Here is a 24,789-nt window from a genome sequence, read left to right as displayed (position 1 = left end):
CCACCTAAGCAGTGGGAGGGGCCCTCCGCGACAAAATATCAAATCACCCGCGCATCATGCAGTGACTCCAGCGCCTGGCTGCGCAGCTTTGCCAGGGTTTCGTCTCTGCGGTCGCGGGGGTAGGTGAGAGGTACGGTCAGCTCCCTGATGACAGTGCCGGGGCGGTTGCCGATCACCAGCACCCGATGGCTCAGGTACAGCGCTTCATCGACATCGTGGGTCACGACCAGCAGGCCGATATGGTGACGTTGGGCCAGATCCAGTAGCAGGTCCTGAAGCTTGAAGCGAGTGAAGGCATCGACCGCGCTGAAGGGTTCGTCCAGCAACAGAAGCTGCGGCTGGCCGTAAAGCCCGCGTGCAATGGCCACGCGCTGGGCCATGCCGCCCGATAACGCCTTGGGCAGCGCGTCGGCAAAGCCGGTCAGGCCGACTTCGTCGATCAGGCGGGTGACCCGGGCACGGTCGTAATCCTTGTCCTGACTGAAGCCGATATTCTCGGCAACCGTCAGCCAGGGCATCAAACGTGGTTCCTGAAACACGAAACCGACCTCATCGGGGCGGTTACGCAACTGGCCGCGAAAGTCCTGATCCAGCTGTGCAACCAGGCGCAGCAGAGTGCTTTTGCCGCAGCCGCTGGGGCCGAGCAGGCTGACGATTTCCCCCGGTTGCAGGCGCAACTCAAGCTGACCGAGAACGGCGGTATCACCGAAAGCCTTGTGCTCGACATGCAGGTCCAGCAGAGGCGCCTGATCTGTAGTCGCGTGATGAAGCTGAGTCATGGTCGGGCTCCAGAGTCTGCACCGTCGAAGGTGTCACGCCAGGCCAGCCAGCGTTTTTCCAGGCCAGCCAGCAGGCCGTCGCTGATTTTACCGAGCAGCGCCAGAACAATGATTGCCGCCAGCACCAGGTCTGGCCGAGACGTTTCCCGGCCATCGCTGAGCAGATAGCCCAGGCCACGAGTGGCTGCGATCAGTTCAGCGGCGACCAGGAACATCCAGCTCAGGCTCAGGGCGCTGCGCAGGCCGGTGAACACGCCCGGAAAGGCGGCAGGCAAGAGAATCCGCCGGGCCAGGCGCGTGCGGCTGAAACCATACATGCGCCCGACTTCCACCAGCTTGCGGTCGATATTGCGAATCGCTGCGACCCCGTTGAGGTACACGGGGAAGAACGCACCGATGGCAATCAGCGTGACCTTGGAGGTTTCACCAATTCCCAGCCACAGCAGCAAGAGTGGAACCCATGCCAGGCTTGGGATGGCCCGCAGGCTGGCGAAGGTCGGCTCCAGCCAGGCTTCGGCCTCGCGGCTGAGGCCTACCCAGGCGGCAAACAGCAGCCCCAGGAACGAACCGATGAAGAAACCGGCCAGCACCCGTGACAGGCTTGCTCCAATGTGTTTCCACAACGCGCCATCGGCGAGCTGGAACAGGGTCTGTGCCACCTCGCTGGGAGCTGGCATCTGGTAGGAAGCTATCCAGCCCAGACGCACCACGGTTTCAAGCAGCAGGATGATCGCCAGAGGCAATGCCAGGCCTTTGGCCCGGCGTCGCCACTGAGGAGCACGACTGGCGGATTGCTCTGCCGGACTTGCCCCGGCGAGGGCTTTGCTGGAAGTGCTCATCACTCGATACTGGCCTTGCCAAAGGATGGATCGATCAGTTGATCGATGACCTGATTGACATCGACACCGCGCTTGACCAGTTCCTCGGATACCAGAATCGGTGCGGCAGCCTTGGAGGCGACGATATCCTTGTCAGTCAGTTGTGGCGCAGACAAATCAGTACGGGTCAGTTGCAGCTTGGCAACATCCAGCGGCAGTTTGGACTCATCAGCCAGCAGCTTGGCGAATTCTTCCGGATGGGCAATGGCCCAGTGACGTGCCTGCTCATAGGCCTTGATCACGGTAGTGATGGTTTGTGGATGGACCTTGGCGAAAGCCTCGGTCACGCTGATCACGCCATAGCTGTTGAAGTCCTTGTTGCGGTACAGCAGACGCGAACCGGCCTGCAATTCGCTGGCGGCCATGTGCGGGTCAAGACCGGCCCAGGCGTCGACATCGCCTTTCTCCAGCGCGGTGCGTCCGTCCGGATGCTGGAGGTGCAGGAGTTCCACGTCATTCTTTTCCAGGCCCGCCTTGGCCAGTGAGCGCAGGGTGAACAGATACGGGTCTGTGCCCTTGGTCGCGGCGATCTTCTTCCCTTTAAGATCGTTCACGCTCTTGAGTGGCGAGTCCTTGCGCACCACCAATGCAGTCCATTCGGCACGGCTGTAGACATACACCGACTTGATCGGGCTGCCATTGGCCCGTGCCAGCACCGCCGAGAGGCTGGCCGACGATCCGAAGTCGGCGCCACCGCTGTTCAGGTACTCCAGCGAGCGGTTGCTGCCCTGGCTGAACACCCAACTGACTTTCGAGTTCGGCAACGCCTTTTCGACCCAGCCGAAGTGCTTGAGCACCAGGCTGACAGGCGAGTAGTAGGCGTAATCCAGACGCACTTCCTCAGGCGCATTTTCAGCGCGGGCAGACGGGTTCAGGGCCAGAGCCATCAGGCCGGAGCAGGCCAGAAGCTTCAGGGAACGAGGGAGGCGGGGCAAGGCCAGATCAATCAGACGCATCGCGTGGTATCCAGTCAGGGTTGGGAAGTAATGACGGGATTGCAGGTGTCATGCCATGTGCTACAGGCCACGGCCAGTGGGCGTTGCGCGCAATCGAGGCCGAAACGGGGCTGTGTAATCGAAGGCATAATGCTGAACAACTGTTGCTGGGTGGACAGTTGCAGCAGAGGCAAGCCGCTCGGGTAGCCCGTGCCGGGCGCCCAAGCCATGGCTTCAGATCGATAGCTGTACGACGCGATTGTCCAGTGCGTGGTTCTGGTTGCGGCGTTTGTTCACCACCAGTTCGCCAATGGCGATCAGGCGGGTACGGGTCACGTTGCGTGAAAGACCGAGCAATTGCGCGGTATGAACCTGATTGTAGTGGCAGTGATGATAGGCAGAGCGTAGCAGCGCATTCTCGACGTGCTCATGAAGATTGCCCGACTGCTTCTCGTAAAGCCTGTTGAATGCTTTCTGCAGCAGATCGTCCACTGCATTGCCATCATGGCTCGGCAACTGTTCGTCCTGACGCTCCAGACGCAGGTTGGACAGGCGCAGGTCTTCAGCCTGAACCTTGCCGTCGCAGCAGGTCAGCAGGCTATGGTGAATCACGTTCTCCAGCTCACGGATATTGCCGGGCCAGCTGTAGCTGACCAGCTTGGACTGGGCCTCTGGGGTGAGTTCCACCTGCCCGTAACCCAGGCGTTCGCTGTAAGTGCGCATGAAGTGGCGGCTCAGGGGCAGGATATCGCCGGGACGTTCGCGCAAGGCGTGCAGCGACAAGGTCACCACGTTCAGCCGGTAATACAGATCCTCACGAAAATGCCCGGCATTGATGGCTTTTTCCAGTTGCACATTGGTGGCCGCCAGGACCCGCACATTGATCGGGATGCTCTTGCGCGACCCCAGCCTCACCACTTCGCGCTCCTGCAAGACACGCAGCAGCTTGACCTGAATGGCCATTGGCAAATCACCGATTTCATCGAGGAACAGCGTGCCGCCGTTGGCCTCCTCGAACCAGCCTGCCTTGGCGCTCAGGGCGCCGGTAAAGGCGCCTTTCTCATGGCCGAACAGCTCGGCTTCCACCAGTGATTCGGAGAAGGCGCCGCAGTTGACCGCCACGAACGGACCGTTGCAGCGACCGCTGAGATTATGCAGGTGTCGCGCAACCAGCTCCTTGCCGGTTCCGGTTTCGCCGATGATCAGCACGCTGGCTTCGCTTGGGGCGATCTGTTGCAGATGGGCCAGCAGGGTCTTGGATTTCGGGTCCTCGAACACCTGGGCCGTGGCGCGAATGGAGGTCGCGAGGGATGGAGAGGGCGGAAGTGTCAGCAATTGCATAAGGGCTCTCGCTCAGGAATAGAAGGTCGGTGTCGGACGCTTGCCGTTCAAGGCCCAGTCGCCCAGCTCGTGTAGCTTGTAATCCAGCGGATCGTGCAGGGTCTGTGTACGCAGGTTGCGCCAGAAGCGGTCCAGACGCAGGGCGGCATGGGTGGCTCTGGCCCCGGTCACTTCAAACAGGCGGCTGCACAGATCAAGCCCCGTGCGAGTGGCCGCAACCTTGGCGCTGCTGATGGACAGCGCAAGGCGCGCACGTTCTTCGCTGCTCAGTTCCGGGCCTTTGTTCCAGGCTTCGTCGAGCTGCACACAAGCGCGTTCGACCAGGGCGCGTGTCCCTTCGAGCGCTGCCCAGAATTCGCCGTAATGACGCAACACATAAGGGTCTTCACTGATATCCCGCGCCTGGGAAGTGAACCACGGGCGACTTTCCTTGAGGGTGTATTGCCGGGCTTCCTCAAAGGCACCTTCACTGATGCCCAGAAACAGGTTGGTGAAGTGCAATTGGGCAATCAGCGGGCGCAGGCAGGCAAACGGTGTACTCAACGGGCCTGGATCAAGCAGCAGTTCCGATTCTTCAATACGTACCCGCTCGAAAGTGGCGCTGCCGCTGTCGGTCTGACGCTGGCCCATATTGTCCCAGTCGTCGTGCAGAGTGATGCCGGTGCGACCACTGGGGATAGCGGCAATTACCAGCTTGCCGCCAGCATTTTCATCCACCGCCGAGGCAATGAGCATTTCCGAATCGCTGGCCCCTGAACAGAAGCTCTTGCGTCCGGAAAACTCACGCCAGCCATCAAAGGTTTTCATTACGGTGCGGGTGTCGAGGGGGTTCAGCGCGTTACCCCAGAACCAGCTCTGTCGTGCCGTCTGCTCGAACCACGGGTGCCATTGCTCGGGACTGGCGAACAGTCGAACCGTGGCCAGCATCAGGTGGTGGAAGCCGAATACATGTGCAATGGAACTGTCGACCCTGGCGAACTCACGCACTACGTCGAACGTTTCCTGCCAGTTGGCACCCAGGCCACCAAAGCGGGTCGGGATACTCAGGGCCAACAGCCCGCTGCGACGCAGGGCGTCGCGTTCGGCCAGTGGCGTTCCACCGTTCTTGTCGCGCTCGGCGGCATTGATGGCGAACTCTGCCGCCAGGTTGCGGGCCAGTAGCAGCGGAGAAGTAAAGGAGGCGGGCACAGGTGATGTCACAGGCATCCCCTCATGCAGATCGGCTCAAGCCAGTTGTCTGGCAGCACCGTATTGGCAGTCAGGATAAAAGGGCAACAGGTCCCGCCTGAAACAGCGATGACCTTCAAGAGTCCGCTCATGTTCGATTCCTTTGTGATGAAGCTCCGTGATCAGAGCTGCGTCGCTCAGGTCGCAAGTCCTGTGCCAGAACTTAACAGGCTGATTTCAATCGGGTTTATGGTTTTTGGCGGGGTGGTGGTGTTGCTTGAGGGCGTGCTCTGTTGCTCAGGTGTTGGTGGGGCAACAGTGGTGGGGGTGTATGGTTATAAACAATTTGCAGGAGGGGTAGCGCACTCTGAGTGAGTTCAGGGGGCCGTACAGATTTGACCCTCTCAGGTTGGCCAACCCTGGCGCATGAATGCAACTCCAAGGCTGGCCCAGCTTCATGGGATGGATGAAGTGTTCCGGGGTTGTACGAGGGCGCTTAGTTCATTCGATGTAATGCGTATGCAGTCGACAAGATGGTCGACAATCAACGAAGCGCCCGGTTGTTGAGGCCGGACGATACTGATACTAAACGGGACCGATATAGAAAGAGGTCTGATAACCAAACCTTGTGAAAGGTAAGTGTTGGCCACCAATGGATTGATGATGGAAATTCCGATGCCGTTCAGTACCATTTGGCAGATGACTGCGGCATTGTCTACCTCGATAATACTGGCACGAAAGACACCCAGCTTGGCAAATACACTGTCCAGTTGATGGCGATAGGGATCGTTGGGAGCCAGATGTACAAAGGGGTAGCTGCTCAATAATCGAGGATCAATTACTGGCTCTGTTGATAGCGGATGGCCCGGAGGAAGAATGCACACCTCATTCACATCCATCAGATGCTCGAGGGTGGTACCCATCGGCGCAACCATTCCTTCGATCAGGCCGACGTCATAGGCTTGACTGGAAAGTAATGGCTCAATATCCGGAGAGTCGTGGGTGGTCAGACTCAGGTTTATATCAGGGTAGCATTCGATAAAGCGGGCCAGGCTTGCGGGTAAAATAGTTTGTGAAAGAACAGGCAGACTGATGATGTTCACTTTCTCCCGCACCCCCAGTTTGATTGATTGAATTGCAGCGTTGATACGCGCCAATCCTTCATAGGTCTTCAATATTTCAGAATGCAGAGCCATGCCTTGTGCCGTCGGTTTCAGGCGTCCTTTCGAGCGCTCGAACAAACGCATACCGACGCTTTCTTCAAACTTGGAAAGCTCTCTACTGACAGTGGGTTGCGATGTTTCCAGTGCGAGTGATGCGCCGGTAACAGTGCCTGTAACCATGATGGCTTTAAATATTTCAATGTGCCTGAATGTAAAACTCATTTTTCATCCGTACATGCGAGTTGGTTCGGTTTTGTTCGGAACCTGGTGTTTTTATTGATAACAAAACATCCGAAAGTGACAGGGGCTCAATCGCGGAGTGTTAATTCATAGCGCTGTCCATAGGGTTAGGTGTGTTTTCCAGAATGAAAACCTGTGCGGTGACTGTTCTCTTGAGGTTTCTCTCCTCTGTGTGAAGTTAAAGAGTTTTTGCTGAATAGTCTTCCTGGATTTTAGTTCGCTTTACTGGTCTTTTTGGCAGGATGCACTGTCGGACAAAGGAGGCATGGTTTCTTTTTGATATCAAAATTTAAAGGGGTTATTCATTTTTGATATAGATTGACAGTTGCATGTTTAATATTTGAATATCGCACCGCTCCAGACGTTGTGCTGAAGATCTGCCCAAGGATTTTGGGTTAATAAAATACTAGGGAGGTCGTATGTACGCCACGCCTGATAGTTCGCTGTTTACAGAGTTAATGGAGGAAGCCACGGGGCGGATGAGCGATGCTTATCAAAATATTCCAGCGCACTTCTGGGTGGGCCGGAATGCTTTCAGTCATCGTTTCGACAATCTTCGACAAATGGCTACGCGAAGCGCGGCGGCTAATCCTGTCGAGGCAAAGGCACCGCTGGCGGTGTCTGAGGAGTTGCTATCTGCAAAGCGGACAGCACTCTACCTGGGCGTGCCTTGGTGTATTCAAAGTTGCTCGTTTTGTGATTTGGCCTATTCCAGAAGCCCGAGAGCGGAAGAAAAACGCGAGTACATCGAGGTCATTCTTCAGGAACTGGATCTTTACAACGATATAGGCCTGAGCAAGGTGCCAGCAGGAAGTTTGTATTTTGGTGGTGGTACGCCATCAATTCTTGATAACGAACTGCTGGCATCTTTTGTTGATGGCACTTTGCAGCGTACTAATCTTGCCGGCAACGCAGTTATAACGTTGGAAGGCAGTCCAGCCACGCTCACTGATTCAAAACTGAAAATACTGAGTTCGCGTGTCAACCGGATCAGTCTTGGAGTCCAGTCGACTGACACAGAGTTACGTCAGCGTGAAGGGCGGATCCTGCCAAGAGATAAATTGCTCGACAGAATATCTGCAACTCTTGATCACGTTGAACTGGTCAATACCGATGTGCTCTACGGGATGCCAGGGCAATCGCCTGAATCTGTATATTGTACCTTGGTGGACCTAGTCAGGTTGAATGTTCCGTCCATTACTTTCTATAGAAACGAGTTGTTCCCAGGTACCAAGAGTTATCGACTTGCACAGCAAGAGCCTTGGTCCAGCATTGAAGAGTTTAATGCAAGAAAAATGTACTTCCTTGGCAAGGTTTATCTGGAGTCCTGCGGTTATAGCGAAACCCCGTTAGGCTGGTTTGTGAAGAGCAAGCAGACAATGGCTATCAGTTCCTGGGAGAAAATGATCGATAGCTGGAGCAGTGTCGTACCGTACTTTGGTTTGGGGATGGGAGCTTTTTCAACCGCCGCAGCCCACTGGATCCAGAACAGTGAGTCACTCAAGGACTGGATGGAAAGTATACGCAGCGGTCGACTGCCACTTGCCAGCGGTACATTGTTCAATGAACAAGAACGTTTCATGGTCAAGTTTATGCGTTATATCCGGGTTTTCAGCAGGGTGAAACGAGAGTTTCTACTCTCGCAAAGCGGATCTAATCGTTCGGCGGTGGAATCGTTGATCGGCTTCTGGAAAAAAGCAGGTTTAGCTATTGATGAAGCCGAGTGGCTTGTCTTTACGCAAGCAGGGGAATCACTCATACATTGGCTTATTGATGATCTGACGCAAGCATTTGTCAACGGCGTGCTCAGGTCCGAAAAAAACATCCTTGCAGTCAATATTTAATCGAGGGAACAGAAAGGTCATGCATGTTACAACTCTGCAGATGACTCAGGAAATAAATGGAATTCTTTTTGGTATTACCGAAAAAGATAATTTCGATAAAGGGAGCGACTTGTTCGAGCAGGGGGTCAATTCTTTGCAGATGGCGATTCTCATTGATGAGTTGAATAAGATTTTCAATCTGGGCGTCAGCCTGGAGATTCTCGCTGAGGGGGCATCTATAGATGCCATCGTCACGTCACTTAATAAAAAGATCAATCTACAGAAGAACGGATAAGGATGTCGAAGATGATCAACGATATGACTCTGCAACTGAGCGACGAAGAAGTGGAACGTTTCAAGGACAGTGGCTATCTCGGCCCTTATCGGGCTTACTCAGAAGATGAGGTCGATAGCCTTTGGCGCCGCGCCCGACTGAAGACTTTCGACTACTCAATGTCTGTTTTCGGTAAGGTCGAGAACGCCAAGGACCCCATTTCAAGCTATGACCGCCATCTGGATATTGACGAGTTGGCAGACCATGTCTGTCATCCGGCGATCGTCAAAAAGCTTCAGGGCCTGCTGGGCAAGGATGTGGCGTGCTGGCGTTCCGAGTTCTTCCCGAAATATCCGGGAGATGAGGGCACTGACTGGCACCAGGGCGATACCTTTGCGGGGCTTAACGGCGGCAAGGATGCTCTTCGCTGGCCTGAGGGGGCCGCTGAAGGCGGCACCATCACTGTCTGGACAGCATTGTCCGATGTAACCCTAGACATGGGGCCCATGGGGATTATTCCGGGCACGCAACACACGCGCTTTTACGATGAAACCAAATCGGCAATCTATGCTGAAGACAAGTTCGGACTGACGAAGAACAATGTTCGCCGAGGTTTTTACGGGTATGACTATCGGGATCTTCAGGTTGATCCTGACTGGAGTCCGGATGAGTCGAAAGCTATTTACTTCACCATGAAAAAGGGGGAGTTCATTATATTCTGGTCTACATTGTTACATGGATCTCTTCCGCACCTTGGCAAAACCACGACACCACGTCTGGGCTACGCAACACGGTATGTGCCGACATCAGTGAAAGTCTATCCGGATGCTGACACTTTGAGCGAGTTCGGCAGGACAGTAAGCCTGGAAGGTTATGGCACCGTTATTGTAAGTGGTGAGGACCGATTTGGCCATAACCGCGTTCGTTCACAGACCACCCGTGGTAAACAATTCAAGCGAATTCCTTAAGGCTGGTTGTTTTAAGCTGGTTGATCATATTTGCATAATAGCGATATGGAGATGATTAATGAAAAGTCTCATTCCTTCATGGCGTGATTCTCTCTCGCTGACTTTTGCCGGGACGCGCCATCAGTTTCTGGGAACACAATGTACACCAGAACATTTTAGTGTCTGTTTATCAGAGCTTGTGACACTCTCTGGTTCCGGTCATGCGGGAGATGGTGTGCTTCGTTTATTTGTTGCTGTCAGCGATCAAAGGCAGCTCAATGAAATCAATGGGCAGTTGGCAAGTGATTTTGCCACGCTCGTGTCACGCACTGAAGTTGTTATCCAGCCGCCGCTGCTTGGTCAGGTACAGATCAGTGCATGGCGAATCGAGCCATCCTCCACTACTTCCAAGGTATCAGAAAGTAAAACTAATGGCCTGGAATGGCATTTTTCGGCTAGCAATCTTTATGATGTGAGTGACACACATCTCCTCACATCCTATACCCGCCAATTCTACGGCTGTCTGGCTGACAGTAAAGAGCGGGGACATTCGGTAGATGATTTGCTCAGGACCTGGATTTATATTGGCAGCATCACTCATGGCCCTCACGATGAAACCCGGTATCAGATCGTAAATGCTGCTCGTAAAGATGTATTTCGTGAACTAAGGCTGGGGGCTGGAGAGGGAAAGTCGAGATTCCCCGCCAGCACGGGAATCGGTACCCAAGGCTCGTCGATAAACCTGGGGTTTTTGTCCTGCCGGATCAATGCTACGAATGAGTATCGCGCTGTTGCCCTGGAAAACAGGCGACAAACAAGTGCATTTCATTACCCTAAAGAAGAAAGTCTGGTTGCGCCACTGTTCTCGCGTGCCGTAGCGATTCTTGGTGCGGCAGAGGCGATGGTATTTGTGTCAGGAACGGCCAGTATCATCGGCGTAAAGAGTATTCATCTATCCAGCATTGAGCAGCAAACCAGACAAACGATCGACAACATATCAAACCTTCTATGTGCTCGTTTACTGTCTGACTACGACAGTTACCCCGTCACAACCGGACTTGATAGCATTGTCTGCTACACCGTATATCTCAAACACCGGGATGACTTTGCTGCCGTCAGGGATATATGTGAATCGAGGCTGCCTGAGCGTGCAATTGCTACTTACGTCGAAGCCGATGTCTGCCGCAGTGAACTGCTTGTCGAGATCGAAGCGACAGCTGTTATGCCAGGATGACTGCAATGGCCATTACAGATAATGCAACATTTTTCGAGAAACCTTTTCCAGCAGACTGGTTTATCCCGTTCGATCTGAGCGGAAGGATATTCATCGGTGGGCTCAGGGAGAACACAGAGTGTTATTATCTGATCGACTTTTCACAGAGGACGATCAAGAGTTGTATCATTCGTGTTGATAGCTATGTTTCGTCCTTTACACGTTTTATAGAGCAACATCTGGCTCCTCGTCATTTTCCATATGCTTGCCATTCCAGTGAGGCTGTTGCGTATAGTTTTGTTCAGCCGCATGAGGCGCTGGAGCTGGAGGACGGTCGAATTGTAGTCGGGATGCATAACTGCAGTTATGCACGAGAGATCGACTTCTCACAGCGTCAGGTAGGACATGTGTCGGAGCAGGATGGGTTCATTCCCAGAATGATGTCTGCGCAGAACTCGCTGGATCGTGTAACTGGAAACTATTTATACACGATGACAGATATGGTGCAGCGCATGCGTGCCTACAGTAAAGGGACACTTGAACTGGACACAGAGTTGTATGCCGTGGATACCTCCTGGAAATATCCGAAAAAACTGGCATCATTGCAAACGCTTGAGGCCATTCACGAGGTTAAACAGAGTCCTGACCCACGTTACATCGTACTTACAGAGTTCTGTCTGGCCGCGAAACTTGCAGCGCCGGTGGTAGACGCCGATCCATTTGCAGATTCCTCCCTATGGCATGAGTACGAAACTGCCGGGCTGCCTGTCAACAGGATCTACCTTGTCGACAAGGTATCCGGTGTAACTGCTGCTAAAGAAGTTCATGCCAGTACTCCTGGGCATATCGAGTTTTCGCGAGCGAATCCCGAGCACTTCTATTTGTCGTGCCACAATCTGTCCAAGGCGCATGGCAAACTGATATTGCATGGTGAGGCAACGCTACTGAGCGGAGCGATCCACGCAGGAGAGTTAAAATTTTCCAGTCGTTATCGTCCAGAAGGGCTGTACCGTCTGACCAGTCACAAGTTATTCAGCTACCGTGATGAAAACTACATTGTGCTCAGTGCCTATCCCAACAAGTTTCACATCCTCCGTGAGGAATCTCTGCAATTGCTCAGGAATGTTGAGCTCTTTGATCATCAATCTATTGCGTCATCGGGCCTGCATTTTTGCACCTTGCTCGGGCATATGCCGATCTGGATAGAAACATCGGATAATGGGCGGTATGTCCTGTTGGTGTCCAATGAGCTTATTTATATTTATGACATGGAAAGTGGTGTGCTGAGTCATTTAAGCGGTTATAGCTATCATGGTTTGTTTTCAGGCACAGCACACCTGACCAATCTTAATGATGAGCACTATTGAAATTTTATCGGGCATAAATATGCAATCGATTGGATTTAATGATTTTTATCGCACTACCAAGCTGTCCCCAGACAGTGACGACTTCTTTAGTTGGGTTCGTACATTTAAGTCGTCATCGAGTGGCCAGTCTTTTCTTGACTTTGGTGTCGCCGATGCCTTTTTGCCGCTCGCGGATAAGTTATCCAGTAGCTTGTCTGCGCTGGCAGTCAGTCAGGATCACCATGGTTATGTCTACGGCCATCCAGAGTATGAGGCTGCCTGCTTAAAGCGTGCGACCCGCTATGCCGGAGCAGATCTGTTTCTGCAGGTACTGCCAACCAGTGGCGCAAAGTCGGCGCTTAATCTCCTTTGTCTGGCATTGATCAATCCAGGTGATGTGATATTGGTAACGACTCCTGCCTATCCGATTTTTTCCATCATGGCTCAGCGTTTGGGCGGCAAGGTCATTGAGCTGCCTCTGTTGCCGGAAAACGACTTCATGCCTGATCTTGAGGGTCTGGATCGCGCGCTACTGAGAGAGGCGAAGATCTTGGTGGTGAACTATCCAAACAACCCAACAGGAAAAATCGCCTCCCAACAAGAGTGGGACCTGTTGCTGGAGATATGCATCTCTCACGGTATTCTGCTGATCAATGATGCGGCTTACTCGGACCTGCTGACAGAAACTCACCCTCGTGGGAGTTTATTTCGCGATAAGCGCGCTGCAGGACATTGCATTGAAGTGCATTCGTTGTCCAAGTCCCTGCAGATTCCTGGTTGGCGCCTTGGTTTTATCCTGGCGACACCGGAAATCATAGAGCCCTTGCGTATTCTGGCTTTGCTTCAGGAGAGCGGACAACCCAAGGTCCTGTTGGACGCGGTGACCCAGGTAATCGGTGATCAGCAGATCATGGAGGAAGTATCTGCGTGTGTCGCCGAACGGAGGGATATATTGGTTAGTATCCTTACGGAGCAGGGTTTTAACATCGCGAATTCCAATGGTGCATTTTTTGTTTACGTGCAATGTCCTTCAGGAGTGTTTGGCGGTACAGCGTTCTCCAGTTCCAAGGAATTTTCACAATACCTTGCTAGCGAGCTGGGCATTCTGACCATTCCCTATCAGATTTCAGGCAGAAGTCATGTTCGATTTTCTGTAGCATTCAAAGGTGATGCGAACGTTATATTTGATCAGTTACGACGGCAGCTATCCAGTGTGCGCTTTATCTTCTCCAAGGGCGCTACACCATGAAAGTGTTTATCCATAATGTGAACAGCTTTCTTGGCGAGCAGCGATTCCCACACAGTGAAGTTAAGGACTTTGAGCAGAGGCGCCGAGAGTACGGACTGCCTGATATGCCGCACATGATGGGCTGGCATAACCTCCATCGTACTTCTGGCGATGCTCTGAGTCTGGCTGAACATGTGATAGAAAAAGTTCTGTTCGAGTCATCGGCAGCGCAGGATGTGGATCATCTGATTGTGTGCTCCAGTCGTTTTTCCGGTGATTTCATGCAGGGCAATGATCGACTGGATGAAATGATGAACCGTTGTGCCATTGGTAATGTCCCAGTGACTGGCTTGACCCTGAGCGGGTGCAACAGCCTGTTTAACGGCTTACAACTGGCGAGTGCGATGATCGAGTCGTCGAAGGCGCAAAAGGTATTGCTGGTCGCCGCTGATGTGTCGGCCGATGAGACTAAACGTTTCGACAAGAACTGCATGTTCAGCGATGCAGCCAGTGCAGCGATTCTGACGAGCACAGAGCCTTCTTCACTCGTACTGCTGGACACTTTTTGCGGATTTGGGCGCTCAACGGGAAATGCTTCTTTTTTTCGGGGTGACCTGCCTGCAATCAGTAATCAATTGATACGGATGCTGGACAAACATGGCCTGCAATACTCTGATCTCGCCAAGGTGATAACTCCGAACTTTTATCTGCCTGTCGTCAATATGCTCATGAACAGTCTGGGGCTGGCGACGTCCTTGCGGTTTTTCGGCCAATCGACTCTGATGGCGCATTGCTTTGCCAGTGACTACTTCATGGCGATTGAGGAGATCGCGGCCGTTCAGGCGTGCACGGATGAATACTATCTATTACTGGGATATGCGGATCTTCATCAGGGCATCGGCCTGATCCGCAAATCCGCATACAGGGAAGTGTCACCATGAGTGAGCCATTGACAACAATCTTTGGTGGGCAAGCCTATCCAGTGGACTTTTCGCTCGTGGAGCACATTGAGAGGATCATCGAAAAGCAAGGTGCAGCTACGGCAGTGTTCAATGCTCAGCAGCACTTATCCTATCTCGATATCAGGGGAGAACTGCTCAAACTGCATACTTGCTTTCTTGAAGTCGGATTGCGCCCCGGTGACGTTATTGGTGTCCATCTGGAACTGCAATTGCGCTATCCACTCATCGTCTTGGGAGTCCTGCTGGCGGGTTTGGTTTACCTGCCGATAGCGACAACTCTTCCTGTTGAGCGTAAACAACAGATTTGTGACATTGCCCGGCCTACGCTCCTTGTCACCGATATGCCAATCCCGGATGTTGCAGCAAAATGCTGCACGCTTGCCGAGTTGTTTGCATGTGACGTGATGCCGAAAACGTTCGGTCTTTTTCCAGAACCTTCGTCTGATGCCACTGCTTATATAATATTTACTTCCGGCACAACCGGAGTGCCGAAGGGGGTCAGTATCACGAGAAAAGGATTCCTGAACAGGTTGCAATGGGCGCGCGACTATTACTCCCTGAATGATCAAGATGTGACCGCGCTGAAGACGCCTTTTTCCTTTGATCCTTCAATACAAGAAGCTGTGCTTCCTTTCTTTTCAGGAGGGACTGTATTTGTGCCGGATCCTGGGTTGGTCAATTTTCCCAACTATCTTTCAGAGTGCATTAGCCGTTTTGCTATCACCATGCTTATCATGGTGCCCAGCCAACTCAAACATCTATTGTCGAGTTCGTCGATCCAGACCTGCCATCGTCTGCGACATATTGTTTGTTGTGGTGAACCTTGGGGGGTCGATCTTGTTTCCGCGCTTCATGAACGCCTGCCTGAGTGTCGCATCTACAACGGCTATGGTCCGACGGAGGCGACCATCGGTACTTTGGTGTTCAACCCACCGAGAGGTTACGAGCAGGCTGTGATTCCTATCGGTAAGCCAATTGCCGGGACACATGTTGCGATTGTCAATGATGATATCCAGTCTGTTGCGCAGGGAGAGGCCGGTGAATTGATTATTGGCGGCATTTGTGTAGGGAATGGCTATGTGAACAATGAGTCACTGACAGCCCAGAAGTTTCAGACACTTGAGGTGAAAGAGGTTGGACCTGTGCGGTTTTATCTGAGCGGTGATCAGGCCAGGTTACTGCCTTCTGGTGAGGTCCTGTTTCTGGGGCGTAAAGACAATCAGATAAAAATCAATGGAGTGCGTATTGAGCTTGAAGAGATTGAACTGGCCTTGCGCAGTTGTCCAGGGGTCAGAGATGCAGTTGTCATCAAGCAAGCAGGAAAGACTGGTGATCAATTGCATGCTTTTCTGATCTCTGACGAACAACTGGATGTGGGGTCAATTACAGACGCTTGCGCAAACCGCATCAATCGCGCGACCATTCCTTCACGTTTCACGCGGGTCGACAATTTCCCGGTTACACATAATGGCAAGGTCGATCGTCAGGAGCTGGCCATGCAGGCTTCCTTCAAAGGTAATTTGCCATGAGTACAGAAGACCTCTCTGCCCTGTTGTATCGTTTGTTCCCGGAACTGGGCAAGCCTCTAGAGCCGTCCTCAGCCCTGCAGACTCAAGGCATCAACTCCATGGGGATGATCGTGTTGATTACCCACCTTCAAGACGAGTTCGGGATTGTCTTCGATTACGATACTCTGTCAAAGCCGCATGAGTTTACGTTTGCCACTCTCCAGGCCCTGTGTAGTGATGGTCGGTAGGTAAGAATATTACATTCAATGGATCTGGATGCCCCCCATGTCTGCTGCTTCACTGTCTGGCCTGTTTTCACCACTTCGGAAATTATTGTTTGGCTCGCTGCTGTACGATCTTTGCAAGGGAATTGCCAGTCCGTTGATGGTACTGCTGCTCACTACGCAATATGGCTTGAACAGCTGGCAGTCGGGTGCACTGCTAGGGAGCGCGATACTGATTGCCACTTTTCTATCGTTGCCGGCTGGACTGCTCTTTGATAGGTACAATCGACTGCATCTGGTCATGGGTGCTTTGCTGGTTATGGGCGTTTCGGTGGGGCTCTTGCACTTTGCGCAGGTAGTGATGCTGGTTGGTGCTCTTCTTGTTTTCATGGAATTCGCTGCAGCGTTTTTCAGTATAGGTCTCAAGACATTACTTGCTGATTATCTGGAGGCCCATAGACGGGTCTCTGCGTTTTCCTATCGGTATGTATTGACAAACGTAGCCTTTGCTATAGGGCCGTTGTTGAGTATTCAACTGGCTGAGCATTCCCTTGCCTTGGCATTGCTTGTAGCCGCAGGAACAAGCCTCGCAGCTATTTTTGTTTTCAGTTTTCTGGCCAGGTACCAGCCTGCACGCTCGCAGAGTCCTGAATATCCATCATTTTCCCAAGTATTCAAAGTGCTCGGAAAAGATCGTAATCTGGTTTTGTATACCGTAGGCTCCTTCTTCAACACCATTGTTCATGGTCGTTTTACCTTGTTTCTGTCTCTATTGTTATTACATAAATACCCTGCTGCGCAAGGTATGGAAATTCTTTCTGTCCTGCTGCTCACCAATGCACTTGTCGTTATTCTTCTGCAAAAAATCGCCAGCCGTTATATACATACAGCTTCGCTGAACAAGGCCGTGTTCTCGGGAGCGTTGTTATTTGCCATTGGGTTGATTGGTTTTTCAGTGGCGGATCACCTGTTTGTCTGGTGCCTTTCGATGGTTATCTTCACATTGGGGGAGATTTTCATACAGCCTTCGGAGTATTTGTATATCGACTCGATCAGCCCTCTGGAGTTAAAGGGCAGCTATTTCGCTGCTCACAACCTGGCTAACCTTGGGGCGGCGATCAGTCCCGTATGGTGCGGTGTGATGCTCTCTAACTTCGGTGCCAGCGGTCTTTGCTATTCACTGGCTGCCTGTATTCTTTCAGGTGGTGTTCTGTGTGCCTTGCGACCACGCCTTGACCTGTATTCTCCTGTGTCTTCGTCCGTGTAGTCGCGGCTGTGTTATGTTTTGTGGCGCATTGGCTACTCAATCATTATTTTTCAACCTTTCGGATTTCTGATTATGCAGTTCGTCAAATACCACGCTGCGGGAAATGATTATCTTGTCTATCAGGCAGCAGCGCCTTTTCGCTTTTCCGAACATGACATTTCCATAATTTGTGATCGTCATCGTGGCCTGGGCAGTGACGGTATATTGGTTCCTCTGCTTGATGCAGGTGAAATGCTGTCATTGTGTATCTACAATACGGATGGTTCTCAGGCCGAAAAAAGTGGTAATGGCCTGCGTATTTTTTGTCGTTACCTTTGGGATCAAGGCATTGTCGCAGACACGCCTTTCCAATTGTCTACAAAAGGAGGTGTGGTCAACTGTCAGGTGCTTGCTCAAGGCAAATCTATCTCTATTGCCATGGGGCAAGCCCGCTTTCCGGATAATGTCGAGTCTACGATAGTTATTGACGATACCGAGTTCCAGTTGAATCCGGTATCCATGGGCAACCCTCATTGCGTGATCTTTGTCACGCAACCGACGGAAACTCTGGCAAGGAACTTAGGGCCGATTATCGAGCATCTTTCTATTTTCCCGAACCGTACCAATGTTCAGTTTGTACGGGTCATTGACCGGCAAAATATTGAAATGCATATCTGGGAGCGGGGAGTGGGTTATACCTTGTCTTCAGGTACGAGTAGCTGTGCCGCTGCTGCGGTATCACGCAGACTTGGTCTGGTCGATGCGAAGATTGCTGTCAGGATGCCTGGAGGTGTGATCACAATAGAACTCGACGATGATTACGAGGTACTGATGCAAGGTCCGGTATGCAAGGTTGGAAGCTATTCACTGGATACTGAATGCCTTGTTTGAGCAGGATCAAGGACAGGCACCCCGAGCGTATCTGCTGGGGTGCGACCGATTCTGTTCTTGCTTTCCCATGCACAGGGCGGAGAGATGGCTGTGATTGGCTTGTTGCATGACCGATACACTACGGTCATGCCTTTGGCACAGGTACCTTGAAGTCCCGCGAGAGCATTATTGTGTCGATCACTGAACCTTCAGGCACCCGCCATCCACCTTGCCAGGCCATGTCGCCCACTGATGCCCAGCTTCACGGTGGCGCGTTTGAGATAGGTTTCCACCGAACTGGCCTTGACTCGCAGTCGCTGTGCCATTTCTGGCACGGTGCCGCCGGTCAGCAGGCCCAGGCAGACTTCCTGCTCGCGTGCTGACAGGTTGATCGCATCCTGTGCAAGTCGGCCGCTGAAGGCCTGGTGCATGGATGCGGCTTCTGCTTCTTGCTCGGGTTCGATGCGTGCCGTGCTTGCTCCACGGACGACTGGCTGGGCGAGGAGTTGGCTATGATGCTCGACCAGTGGCAACAGGGTTTCCGAAAGGCTCTTGAGCAGCGAAAGCTCGGACAGGGAAAACGGTCGCAAGGTTGGCAGGCGATAGAAGCAGATCACCCAGCGCTGATCGCCATTGCTTGAGACCAGGTTGCACTGGTGGGTGATGTTCTGTGGGTTCTGTTTGTTCGAGGGCACCTTGAGCTGGATAAGCAAGGGTGCCTCCATCTTCAGGATGCTTTGCAGGAGTGGGTGGTGTCGGCTATCGGTTACAGGAAAATCATGTTGCAGGCCTGCATTGCCGAGACGGTTGATCTGGCTGATGCTTTGCTGCGGCGCGTTCAGGGTCCATTCGCAGAGATCGAGTCCGTGAATGGGCACCAAGGCATCGACAAGCTGTAGCATCTGCCTGGCAAAGGCACTGTTGCCGGTGCTGGAAATCAGTTGACCCAGTTGCTGATAAAAACGCGGGTCATGGTTGTGCTCATGACTGGTTGTCAGTTTCATACTTCTATCTTCCCTGATTCTGACTGTACTAAGGGTGTTCCAGTGGCCGACACCTTATGTTGACGCCTGAATAATGACGCTGGTAATGCCGGTATTCAACCCAAGGCGCTGTTTTGTGTCTGTAGTGGAAAACCGGGACAAGCCAATTAATAGCTGTGAACTTTATTTTACAAGGGCGGTCATTGCATTTTGTGACGAGCGGTCGAGGCTACTACTTTATAGGGCTGAAACGGCTGTCAAGGTTTTTTTGTATGGTGGCTCTAGGCCATTGTAGGGGTTTTTGGGGACATACAGGTTCGGCAGGGCGGTGCTTGAATCCGCGGCTTAACTGCCTGGAAGGACCTGGACCATGTCTGCCGCCGATGTTTTCCCCCTGACCGCCGCCCAACGTGATGTCTGGCTTGACCAGATCAGCCGCGGTGATTCCCCCCTCTACAACATCGGCGGATACCTGAACCTTACCGGTCCCCTGGATCCGGTGACGTATCAGCGCGCTCTTGAACATCTGGTTGCATCCCACGAGGGAATGCGCACCGTGTTGCTGCCGGGAGCCTCGGCAGATGGCCTGCCGTTGCAGACCTATGCCGAATCGATGCCTGTGCCGATGCCCTTGCATGATTTGAGCGACCAGCCAGACCCTGTAAGCGCGGCACACGCGCTGACCCTTGAGTATATGCAGCGCCCCTGCACGCTGGATGGCAGTCCACTGTTCAGGTTCTGCCTTGTGCGCCTGGGGGAAGACCACCACTGGATGATCAGCGTAGTTCATCACCTGATTATCGATGGCTGGGGCTTCGGGCAGATGATCAAGTCCCTGGGCGAGCATTACACCGCACTGGCTGAAGGCAGCAGCCTTGATTTCAACGGCCCGGACTACCGCGATTTCATTCAGGAAGACGCGCGTTACCACGACTCGCCACGCTACGAGCGAGACAAGGCCTACTGGCTGGAAAAGTACAGCAACCTGCCGGAACCGCTGCTGGTATCGCGCTACCACAACCGCCGGGCAACCGACCCTGCACCGTCCCATACCTGGGTGCAGAACTTTCCAGAGACGCTGCACACACGCATGAAGCAGTTCGCCGAAAGCAACGGATCTTCGGCGTTCCATGTGCTGCTGGCGGCCTTGCATGTCTATTTCACCCGTACCGCACAGCGCAAGGACTGGGTTGTCGGCCTGCCATTGCTCAACCGCATCGGGGCACGTTTCAAGGCGACCATGGGCCACTTCGCTCAGGTCAGCGCAGTGTGCATGACCTTTGACGAACAGTTGAGCTTCGGCGGGCTGGTCAACGAGGTGCGTGACACGCTCAAGCGCGACTTCCGCCACCAGCGTTTCCCTCTGAGCGAGCTGAATCGCAACCTGGGTGTCGCTCGCGAGGAGCGGGGTCAGTTGTTCGAGGTCTCGGTATCCTACGAGCAGGAAGATCATGAATATCGCTATGGCGAGGCTCAGGCACAGACGGTAAAAGTCTCGAATGGCTACGAAACGACGCCACTGGCCATACATCTGCGCACCAACCGCTTCAATGACAACGCCTGGCTGCACCTGGTCTATCACCGTGCCTGGTTTGATGCAGAAGAGGCCGAGGCTATCGCCGGTCGTCTGTTGCAGGTGCTGGAGCAGGCCCTGGAAAACCCTGAGTTGCGGGTCGAGGATTTTGACCTGCTGACGCCTGGCGAACACCAGCAATTACAGCGCTGGAATGCTACCGATGCGGTGTCCAGCAGCGAGAAACTGATCCACAAGCGCATTGAAAATCAGGCCCGGACTCGTCCGGATGCAGTGGCAGCGGTCCATCAGGGACAACACCTGACTTACGCTCAGCTCAACCGCAAGGCCAATGGCCTGGCCCACCGCCTGATCGAACTGGGCGTGCGCCCGGATGATCGTGTCGCGGTGGTTGCCCGTCGCGGTCTGGAAACGTTGGTGGGCATGCTGGCGATTCTCAAGGCCGGCGCCGCCTATGTCCCCGTCGACCCGGCGCATCCACGCGAGCGCCTGTCCTACCTGTTGAGCGACAGCCAGCCGGTGGTGGTGCTGACCCAATCGAATCTGCTCGACCGCCTGCCAGTACTGAGCCTGCCGCTGATCGAGCTGGATGGTAGCGACTGGGGCCATGGCGCCCACGCCAACCCGCGGATCGCCAACCTGAGCAGCGACAATCTGGTCTATGTGATCTACACCTCGGGTTCCACCGGCCAGCCGAAAGGGGTCATGGTGGAGCATCGTACGCTCTCTCATCTGGTGGACTGGCACTGCGAGGCTTTCTCGCTGGGTGAGGGCGGACACGCTTCCAGTCTGGCCGGTTTCGGTTTCGATGCCATGGCCTGGGAAATCTGGCCGACGCTGTGCTCCGGTGCGACCTTGCACGTGGCTCCCAATCAGGATGGAGGCGAAGACATCGACGCCTTGCTGCAATGGTGGCGCGCCCAGCCGCTGGACGTCAGCTTCCTGCCTACACCCATTGCCGAATACGCCTTCAGCCAGAACGAAGATCATCCGACTCTGCGCACCCTGTTGATCGGCGGCGACCGCCTGCGTCAATTCAATCGCGATCCGGGTTTCGCCGTGATCAACAACTATGGCCCGACTGAAACCACCGTGGTTGCCACTTCCGGCCGGGTACTGGTCGGTGAAACACTGCACATCGGCGGCCCAATCGCCAATACCCGTACTTATGTGCTGGATGAGCGCTTGCAGCAGGTACCAATAGGCGTGACCGGTGAGCTGTACATCGGCGGCGCAGGTGTTGCCCGGGGTTACCTGAACCGTCCTGAAATGACCGAGGAACGCTTTATCGCCGACCCGTTCAGCCACGTTGCCCATGCGCGCATGTACCGCAGCGGCGACCTGGTGCGCTGGAACAGCGACGGCACTCTGGACTATCAGGGCCGCAACGACGATCAGGTGAAGATTCGCGGCATGCGTATCGAACTGGGCGAAATCGAAGCGGTTCTGGCCAGTCAGCCTGGTATAAAAGACGCCGTGGTGCTGGTGCGCGATCAGCAACTGCTGGCCTGGTTCACCGAAGCGTCGCCAGTGGACCCCGAAGCATTGCGTCAGGCCTTGCGTGCCCGCTTGCCGGGTTACATGGTGCCTCGCGCCTTCACTTATCTGGCAGCCTTGCCACTGACCAGCAACGGCAAGCTCGACCGCCGCGCCTTGCCGGACCCCGATCCTGCGGCCTTGCTCGGTCAGGCCTACGAGGCGCCGGTAGGTGCAGTCGAAGTCGCCATGGCCGACATCTGGGCGCAGGTTCTGGAGGTGGAGCGAGTAGGGCGTCATGATAACTTCTTCGAGCTGGGCGGCCATTCGCTGCTGGCCATCACTCTGGTGGATCGCCTGCGCAAGGCCGGGCTCAAGGCCGATGTGCATGTCTTGCTGGCCCAGCCGACCATTGCGGCCCTGGCGGCAGCCGACAGCAATCAACAACAAGCGATTACGGTGCCGGACAACCTTGTTCCGGAAGGTTGCACGCAGATCACGCCAGAGCTGTTGAGCCTGACCGATCTTGACCAGTCGGCTATCGACCGGATTGTCGCCACCGTGCCAGGTGGCGCCGCCAACGTGCAGGAAATCTACCCGCTCGCGCCTTTGCAGGAAGGCATTCTTTATCACCACATCACTGCCGAACAGGGCGACCCGTATCTGTTGCAATGGCGTCTGGCTTTCGACAGCCTGGATCGCTTGCAAGCCTGGGCCGGCGCTTTGCAGCAAGTGATTGATCGCCACGATATCCTGCGCACATCCGTGGTCTGGGAAGGACTGGAAAGCCCGCAGCAAGTGGTCTGGCGCAAGGCTGAACTGACAGTGCAGCCGGTCAGCTTCGATACCCCGGCCACAGACGTCAGCATCATTGAACGTCTGCAGCAGCAATTCGACGCCCGTCACCATCGCCTGGAACTGTCCCAGGCACCGCTGATGCGTCTGGTCCATGCCCATGATCCGGTCAATAACCAGGTCGTGGCGATCCTGTTGTTCCACCATCTGGTGCTGGACAACGCTGCGATGGAAGTGGTCAGCAACGAGATGCAGGCACTGCTATCCGGTCAGTTGGCGGATATGGCACCGCCAGTGCCTTACCGCAACTATGTGGCTCAGGTGCGCATCGGCAGTGACGACACCCGGCACGAGGCATTTTTCAGCGAAATGCTCGGTGATATCGAAGAGCCGACTCTGCCTTTCGGCTTGCAGGACGTGCGCACCGACGGCAGCGGCATCGAAGAGTCCCGTCTGGTACTCGACAATGCTCTTTCCCTGCGTCTGCGCGAGCAGGCTCGCCAACAGGGCGTCAGCGCCGCCAGCCTGATGCACCTGGCCTGGGCGCGAGTCCTGAGTGTGCTCGCCAACCGTCGCGATGTGGTATTCGGCACTGTATTGCTGGGCCGCATGCAGAGCGGTGAGGGCGCCGATCGGGCGCTCGGCGTATTCATCAACACCTTGCCGTTGCGTGTCGATACAGCCACGGGTGCGGGCGAAGCCTTGAAGAGCGTGCATTCGCGCCTGTCTGCCTTGCTCGCCCACGAACATGCCTCGCTGGTTCTTGCCCAGCGTTGCAGTGGCGTTGCGGCGGGCTCTCCGCTGTTCAGCGCCTTGCTCAACTACCGTCACAGCGCCAACGTGAAGCCCCTCGACGGCGAAGGTGCATGGCAGGGCGTGCGCGTGCTCGGCGGTGACGTACGCAGCAACTACCCGCTGACCTTGAGCGTCGACGACATGGGCGACAGTTTCGACCTGCATGTGCTGGCGCTGGAAGGCATTGGTGCCGAGCGCGTGGTCGGCTGGATGCATAACACGGTGGAGCAACTGGTTCAGGCTCTGGAGCAGGCATCGCCAGTGCCGCTGGATACGCTGTCGATCCTTGAGAGCGAGGAGCGTCGCAAACTGCTGGTCGACTTCAATGCCAGCGCGCAAGACTTCCCGCAAGGCCTGACCGTGCATGCACTGGTTGAAGCTCAGGCCTTCAACAGGCCGGACGCGCCTGCCGTGGTTCAGGGCGATGAAGTCTTGAGCTACGCCGAACTCAACCGTCGCGCCAACAGCCTGGCCCATCATCTGATCGGGCTTGGCGTGAAGCCGGACGAGCGTGTCGCCCTGTGCCTGCGCCGCAGCCCTGATCGTCTGGTCGGTCTGCTGGCCATTCTCAAGGCCGGTGCCGCCTATGTGCCGGTTGACCCGGCTTACCCTGCCGAGCGCATCAGCTACCTGCTGGAAGACAGCGCGCCACGAGTGGTACTGGTCGATGCTTCGACCCGTGATCTGGTCGGTGAGGTCGCGCAAGTGGATCTGGGCCAGGGAGCCAGGGATCAGGAGTTCCGCAACAACCCGCAAGTGGTGGGGCTGAGCGATGCAAACCTGGCCTACGTGATCTATACCTCTGGCTCAACCGGGCAGCCCAAAGGCGTGATGGTCGAGCACCGCACCTTGAACAACCTGGTTCACTGGCATTGCCAGGCCTTCAACCTGAATGCAGGCAGCCATACCGCCAGCGTTGCCGGTTTCGGCTTCGACGCCATGGTCTGGGAAATCTGGCCTGCGCTCTGTGTCGGTGCCGTGCTGCACCTGCCACCGGCTCATGTCGGCAACGAGCATGTGGATGAACTGCTCGACTGGTGGCTGGAGCAACCGCTGCAAGTG

The 24,789-nt window shown here is 54.5% G+C and carries 21 protein-coding genes (1 of these 21 running past the window's edge); 13 read left to right on the top strand and 8 right to left on the bottom strand.

Annotated elements, in window-relative coordinates:
* Positions 1-38 precede the first annotated feature (38 nt).
* The 6 genes from Q6A51_RS08725 to Q6A51_RS08700 form a co-directional block, all read right to left on the bottom strand.
* Positions 39-779 (bottom strand): ABC transporter ATP-binding protein, encoded by a 741-nt coding sequence (locus tag Q6A51_RS08725; protein ID WP_304574577.1) that lies wholly within the window; start codon positions 777-779, stop codon positions 39-41.
* Complete coding sequence (locus Q6A51_RS08720) at positions 776-1,618, bottom strand: ABC transporter permease (protein ID WP_201017060.1); 843 nt, start codon at positions 1,616-1,618, stop codon at positions 776-778. The genes Q6A51_RS08725 and Q6A51_RS08720 overlap by 4 nt, the downstream gene beginning before the upstream one ends.
* Positions 1,618-2,544 (bottom strand): aliphatic sulfonate ABC transporter substrate-binding protein, encoded by a 927-nt coding sequence (locus tag Q6A51_RS08715; protein WP_304574668.1) that lies wholly within the window; start codon positions 2,542-2,544, stop codon positions 1,618-1,620. Before Q6A51_RS08715 ends, Q6A51_RS08720 begins: the two co-directional genes overlap by 1 nt.
* Positions 2,545-2,627: 83 nt before the next feature.
* Positions 2,628-2,822, bottom strand: coding sequence for a hypothetical protein (locus tag Q6A51_RS08710; RefSeq protein ID WP_201017061.1), 195 nt, complete (start codon positions 2,820-2,822; stop codon positions 2,628-2,630).
* A 4-nt stretch (positions 2,823-2,826) separates the two neighbouring features.
* Complete coding sequence (locus Q6A51_RS08705; protein WP_201017062.1) at positions 2,827-3,933, bottom strand: sigma-54 interaction domain-containing protein; 1,107 nt, start codon at positions 3,931-3,933, stop codon at positions 2,827-2,829.
* A 12-nt stretch (positions 3,934-3,945) separates the two neighbouring features.
* Positions 3,946-5,139, bottom strand: a complete 1,194-nt coding sequence (locus tag Q6A51_RS08700) for an acyl-CoA dehydrogenase family protein (RefSeq protein WP_304574576.1) — start codon at positions 5,137-5,139, stop codon at positions 3,946-3,948.
* Between the two features lie 6 nt (positions 5,140-5,145).
* Here Q6A51_RS08700 and Q6A51_RS08695 point away from each other — a divergent pair, with 6 nt between their 5' ends.
* Positions 5,146-5,475 (top strand): hypothetical protein, encoded by a 330-nt coding sequence (locus Q6A51_RS08695; RefSeq protein ID WP_304574575.1) that lies wholly within the window; start codon positions 5,146-5,148, stop codon positions 5,473-5,475.
* 80 nt (positions 5,476-5,555) lie between these two features.
* Here the strand turns inward: Q6A51_RS08695 and Q6A51_RS08690 are convergent, their stop codons facing one another.
* Positions 5,556-6,485 (bottom strand): LysR family transcriptional regulator, encoded by a 930-nt coding sequence (locus tag Q6A51_RS08690; RefSeq protein ID WP_304574574.1) that lies wholly within the window; start codon positions 6,483-6,485, stop codon positions 5,556-5,558.
* A 437-nt stretch (positions 6,486-6,922) separates the two neighbouring features.
* On the opposite strand from Q6A51_RS08690, the gene Q6A51_RS08685 reads away from it, so the two are divergent.
* The 11 genes from Q6A51_RS08685 to dapF all read left to right on the top strand — a co-directional run bounded on the left by Q6A51_RS08685 (position 6,923) and on the right by dapF (position 18,165).
* On the top strand, positions 6,923-8,347 hold the full coding sequence (locus tag Q6A51_RS08685; protein ID WP_304574573.1) for a coproporphyrinogen-III oxidase family protein: 1,425 nt from the start codon (positions 6,923-6,925) through the stop codon (positions 8,345-8,347).
* Between the two features lie 19 nt (positions 8,348-8,366).
* Positions 8,367-8,621: an acyl carrier protein gene (locus Q6A51_RS08680; protein WP_304574572.1), complete on the top strand. Its 255-nt coding sequence runs from the start codon at positions 8,367-8,369 to the stop codon at positions 8,619-8,621.
* 11 nt (positions 8,622-8,632) lie between these two features.
* Complete coding sequence (locus Q6A51_RS08675; RefSeq protein ID WP_304574571.1) at positions 8,633-9,568, top strand: chlorinating enzyme; 936 nt, start codon at positions 8,633-8,635, stop codon at positions 9,566-9,568.
* Between the two features lie 58 nt (positions 9,569-9,626).
* On the top strand, positions 9,627-10,781 hold the full coding sequence (locus tag Q6A51_RS08670; RefSeq protein WP_304574570.1) for a chorismate transformation enzyme, FkbO/Hyg5 family: 1,155 nt from the start codon (positions 9,627-9,629) through the stop codon (positions 10,779-10,781).
* A 5-nt stretch (positions 10,782-10,786) separates the two neighbouring features.
* The gene (locus tag Q6A51_RS08665; protein ID WP_304574569.1) at positions 10,787-12,127 is read left to right on the top strand and encodes a hypothetical protein; all 1,341 of its coding nucleotides are present in this window, start codon (positions 10,787-10,789) and stop codon (positions 12,125-12,127) included.
* Entirely contained in the window at positions 12,111-13,355 is a 1,245-nt protein-coding gene (locus Q6A51_RS08660; protein ID WP_304574568.1) for a pyridoxal phosphate-dependent aminotransferase, read from the top strand. Before Q6A51_RS08665 ends, Q6A51_RS08660 begins: the two co-directional genes overlap by 17 nt.
* The gene (locus Q6A51_RS08655; protein WP_304574567.1) at positions 13,352-14,275 is read left to right on the top strand and encodes a beta-ketoacyl-[acyl-carrier-protein] synthase family protein; all 924 of its coding nucleotides are present in this window, start codon (positions 13,352-13,354) and stop codon (positions 14,273-14,275) included. The genes Q6A51_RS08660 and Q6A51_RS08655 overlap by 4 nt, the downstream gene beginning before the upstream one ends.
* The gene (locus Q6A51_RS08650; RefSeq protein WP_304574566.1) at positions 14,272-15,825 is read left to right on the top strand and encodes an amino acid adenylation domain-containing protein; all 1,554 of its coding nucleotides are present in this window, start codon (positions 14,272-14,274) and stop codon (positions 15,823-15,825) included. The genes Q6A51_RS08655 and Q6A51_RS08650 overlap by 4 nt, the downstream gene beginning before the upstream one ends.
* Positions 15,822-16,052 (top strand): phosphopantetheine-binding protein, encoded by a 231-nt coding sequence (locus Q6A51_RS08645; protein ID WP_304574565.1) that lies wholly within the window; start codon positions 15,822-15,824, stop codon positions 16,050-16,052. The genes Q6A51_RS08650 and Q6A51_RS08645 overlap by 4 nt, the downstream gene beginning before the upstream one ends.
* A 37-nt stretch (positions 16,053-16,089) precedes the next feature.
* Positions 16,090-17,295, top strand: coding sequence for an MFS transporter (locus Q6A51_RS08640; RefSeq protein ID WP_304574564.1), 1,206 nt, complete (start codon positions 16,090-16,092; stop codon positions 17,293-17,295).
* 72 nt (positions 17,296-17,367) lie between these two features.
* Complete coding sequence (gene dapF / locus Q6A51_RS08635) at positions 17,368-18,165, top strand: diaminopimelate epimerase (RefSeq protein ID WP_304574563.1); 798 nt, start codon at positions 17,368-17,370, stop codon at positions 18,163-18,165.
* 188 nt (positions 18,166-18,353) lie between these two features.
* On the opposite strand, the gene Q6A51_RS08630 is transcribed toward dapF, so the two are convergent.
* Entirely contained in the window at positions 18,354-19,148 is a 795-nt protein-coding gene (locus tag Q6A51_RS08630; RefSeq protein WP_201017066.1) for a helix-turn-helix transcriptional regulator, read from the bottom strand.
* 349 nt (positions 19,149-19,497) lie between these two features.
* On the opposite strand from Q6A51_RS08630, the gene Q6A51_RS08625 reads away from it, so the two are divergent.
* Positions 19,498-24,789, top strand: the 5' portion of a protein-coding gene (locus tag Q6A51_RS08625) for a non-ribosomal peptide synthetase (RefSeq protein ID WP_304574562.1). 4,206 nt of this gene lie beyond the right edge of the window; only the first 5,292 of its 9,498 coding nucleotides appear in the window; it begins with the start codon at positions 19,498-19,500; the stop codon falls past the right edge of the window.

Source organism: Pseudomonas serbiensis (genome assembly GCF_030580745.1).
Taxonomy (GTDB): Bacteria; Pseudomonadota; Gammaproteobacteria; order Pseudomonadales; family Pseudomonadaceae; genus Aquipseudomonas; species Aquipseudomonas serbiensis.
This window is presented reverse-complemented; position numbering and strand designations above follow the sequence as displayed.

Coding starts and splice junctions, on each gene's coding strand:
- Q6A51_RS08630 (WP_201017066.1), bottom strand. CDS start 19,148: ATGAAACTGACAACCAGTCATGAGCACAACCATGACCCGCGTTTTTAT.
- Q6A51_RS08685 (WP_304574573.1), top strand. CDS start 6,923: ATGTACGCCACGCCTGATAGTTCGCTGTTTACAGAGTTAATGGAGGAA.
- Q6A51_RS08680 (WP_304574572.1), top strand. CDS start 8,367: ATGCATGTTACAACTCTGCAGATGACTCAGGAAATAAATGGAATTCTT.
- Q6A51_RS08670 (WP_304574570.1), top strand. CDS start 9,627: ATGAAAAGTCTCATTCCTTCATGGCGTGATTCTCTCTCGCTGACTTTT.
- Q6A51_RS08690 (WP_304574574.1), bottom strand. CDS start 6,485: ATGAGTTTTACATTCAGGCACATTGAAATATTTAAAGCCATCATGGTT.
- Q6A51_RS08640 (WP_304574564.1), top strand. CDS start 16,090: ATGTCTGCTGCTTCACTGTCTGGCCTGTTTTCACCACTTCGGAAATTA.
- Q6A51_RS08645 (WP_304574565.1), top strand. CDS start 15,822: ATGAGTACAGAAGACCTCTCTGCCCTGTTGTATCGTTTGTTCCCGGAA.
- Q6A51_RS08725 (WP_304574577.1), bottom strand. CDS start 779: ATGACTCAGCTTCATCACGCGACTACAGATCAGGCGCCTCTGCTGGAC.
- Q6A51_RS08675 (WP_304574571.1), top strand. CDS start 8,633: ATGATCAACGATATGACTCTGCAACTGAGCGACGAAGAAGTGGAACGT.
- Q6A51_RS08705 (WP_201017062.1), bottom strand. CDS start 3,933: ATGCAATTGCTGACACTTCCGCCCTCTCCATCCCTCGCGACCTCCATT.
- dapF (WP_304574563.1), top strand. CDS start 17,368: ATGCAGTTCGTCAAATACCACGCTGCGGGAAATGATTATCTTGTCTAT.
- Q6A51_RS08700 (WP_304574576.1), bottom strand. CDS start 5,139: ATGCCTGTGACATCACCTGTGCCCGCCTCCTTTACTTCTCCGCTGCTA.
- Q6A51_RS08650 (WP_304574566.1), top strand. CDS start 14,272: ATGAGTGAGCCATTGACAACAATCTTTGGTGGGCAAGCCTATCCAGTG.
- Q6A51_RS08710 (WP_201017061.1), bottom strand. CDS start 2,822: ATGGCTTGGGCGCCCGGCACGGGCTACCCGAGCGGCTTGCCTCTGCTG.
- Q6A51_RS08695 (WP_304574575.1), top strand. CDS start 5,146: ATGCAGATCGGCTCAAGCCAGTTGTCTGGCAGCACCGTATTGGCAGTC.
- Q6A51_RS08660 (WP_304574568.1), top strand. CDS start 12,111: ATGATGAGCACTATTGAAATTTTATCGGGCATAAATATGCAATCGATT.
- Q6A51_RS08655 (WP_304574567.1), top strand. CDS start 13,352: ATGAAAGTGTTTATCCATAATGTGAACAGCTTTCTTGGCGAGCAGCGA.
- Q6A51_RS08665 (WP_304574569.1), top strand. CDS start 10,787: ATGGCCATTACAGATAATGCAACATTTTTCGAGAAACCTTTTCCAGCA.
- Q6A51_RS08715 (WP_304574668.1), bottom strand. CDS start 2,544: ATGGCTCTGGCCCTGAACCCGTCTGCCCGCGCTGAAAATGCGCCTGAG.
- Q6A51_RS08720 (WP_201017060.1), bottom strand. CDS start 1,618: ATGAGCACTTCCAGCAAAGCCCTCGCCGGGGCAAGTCCGGCAGAGCAA.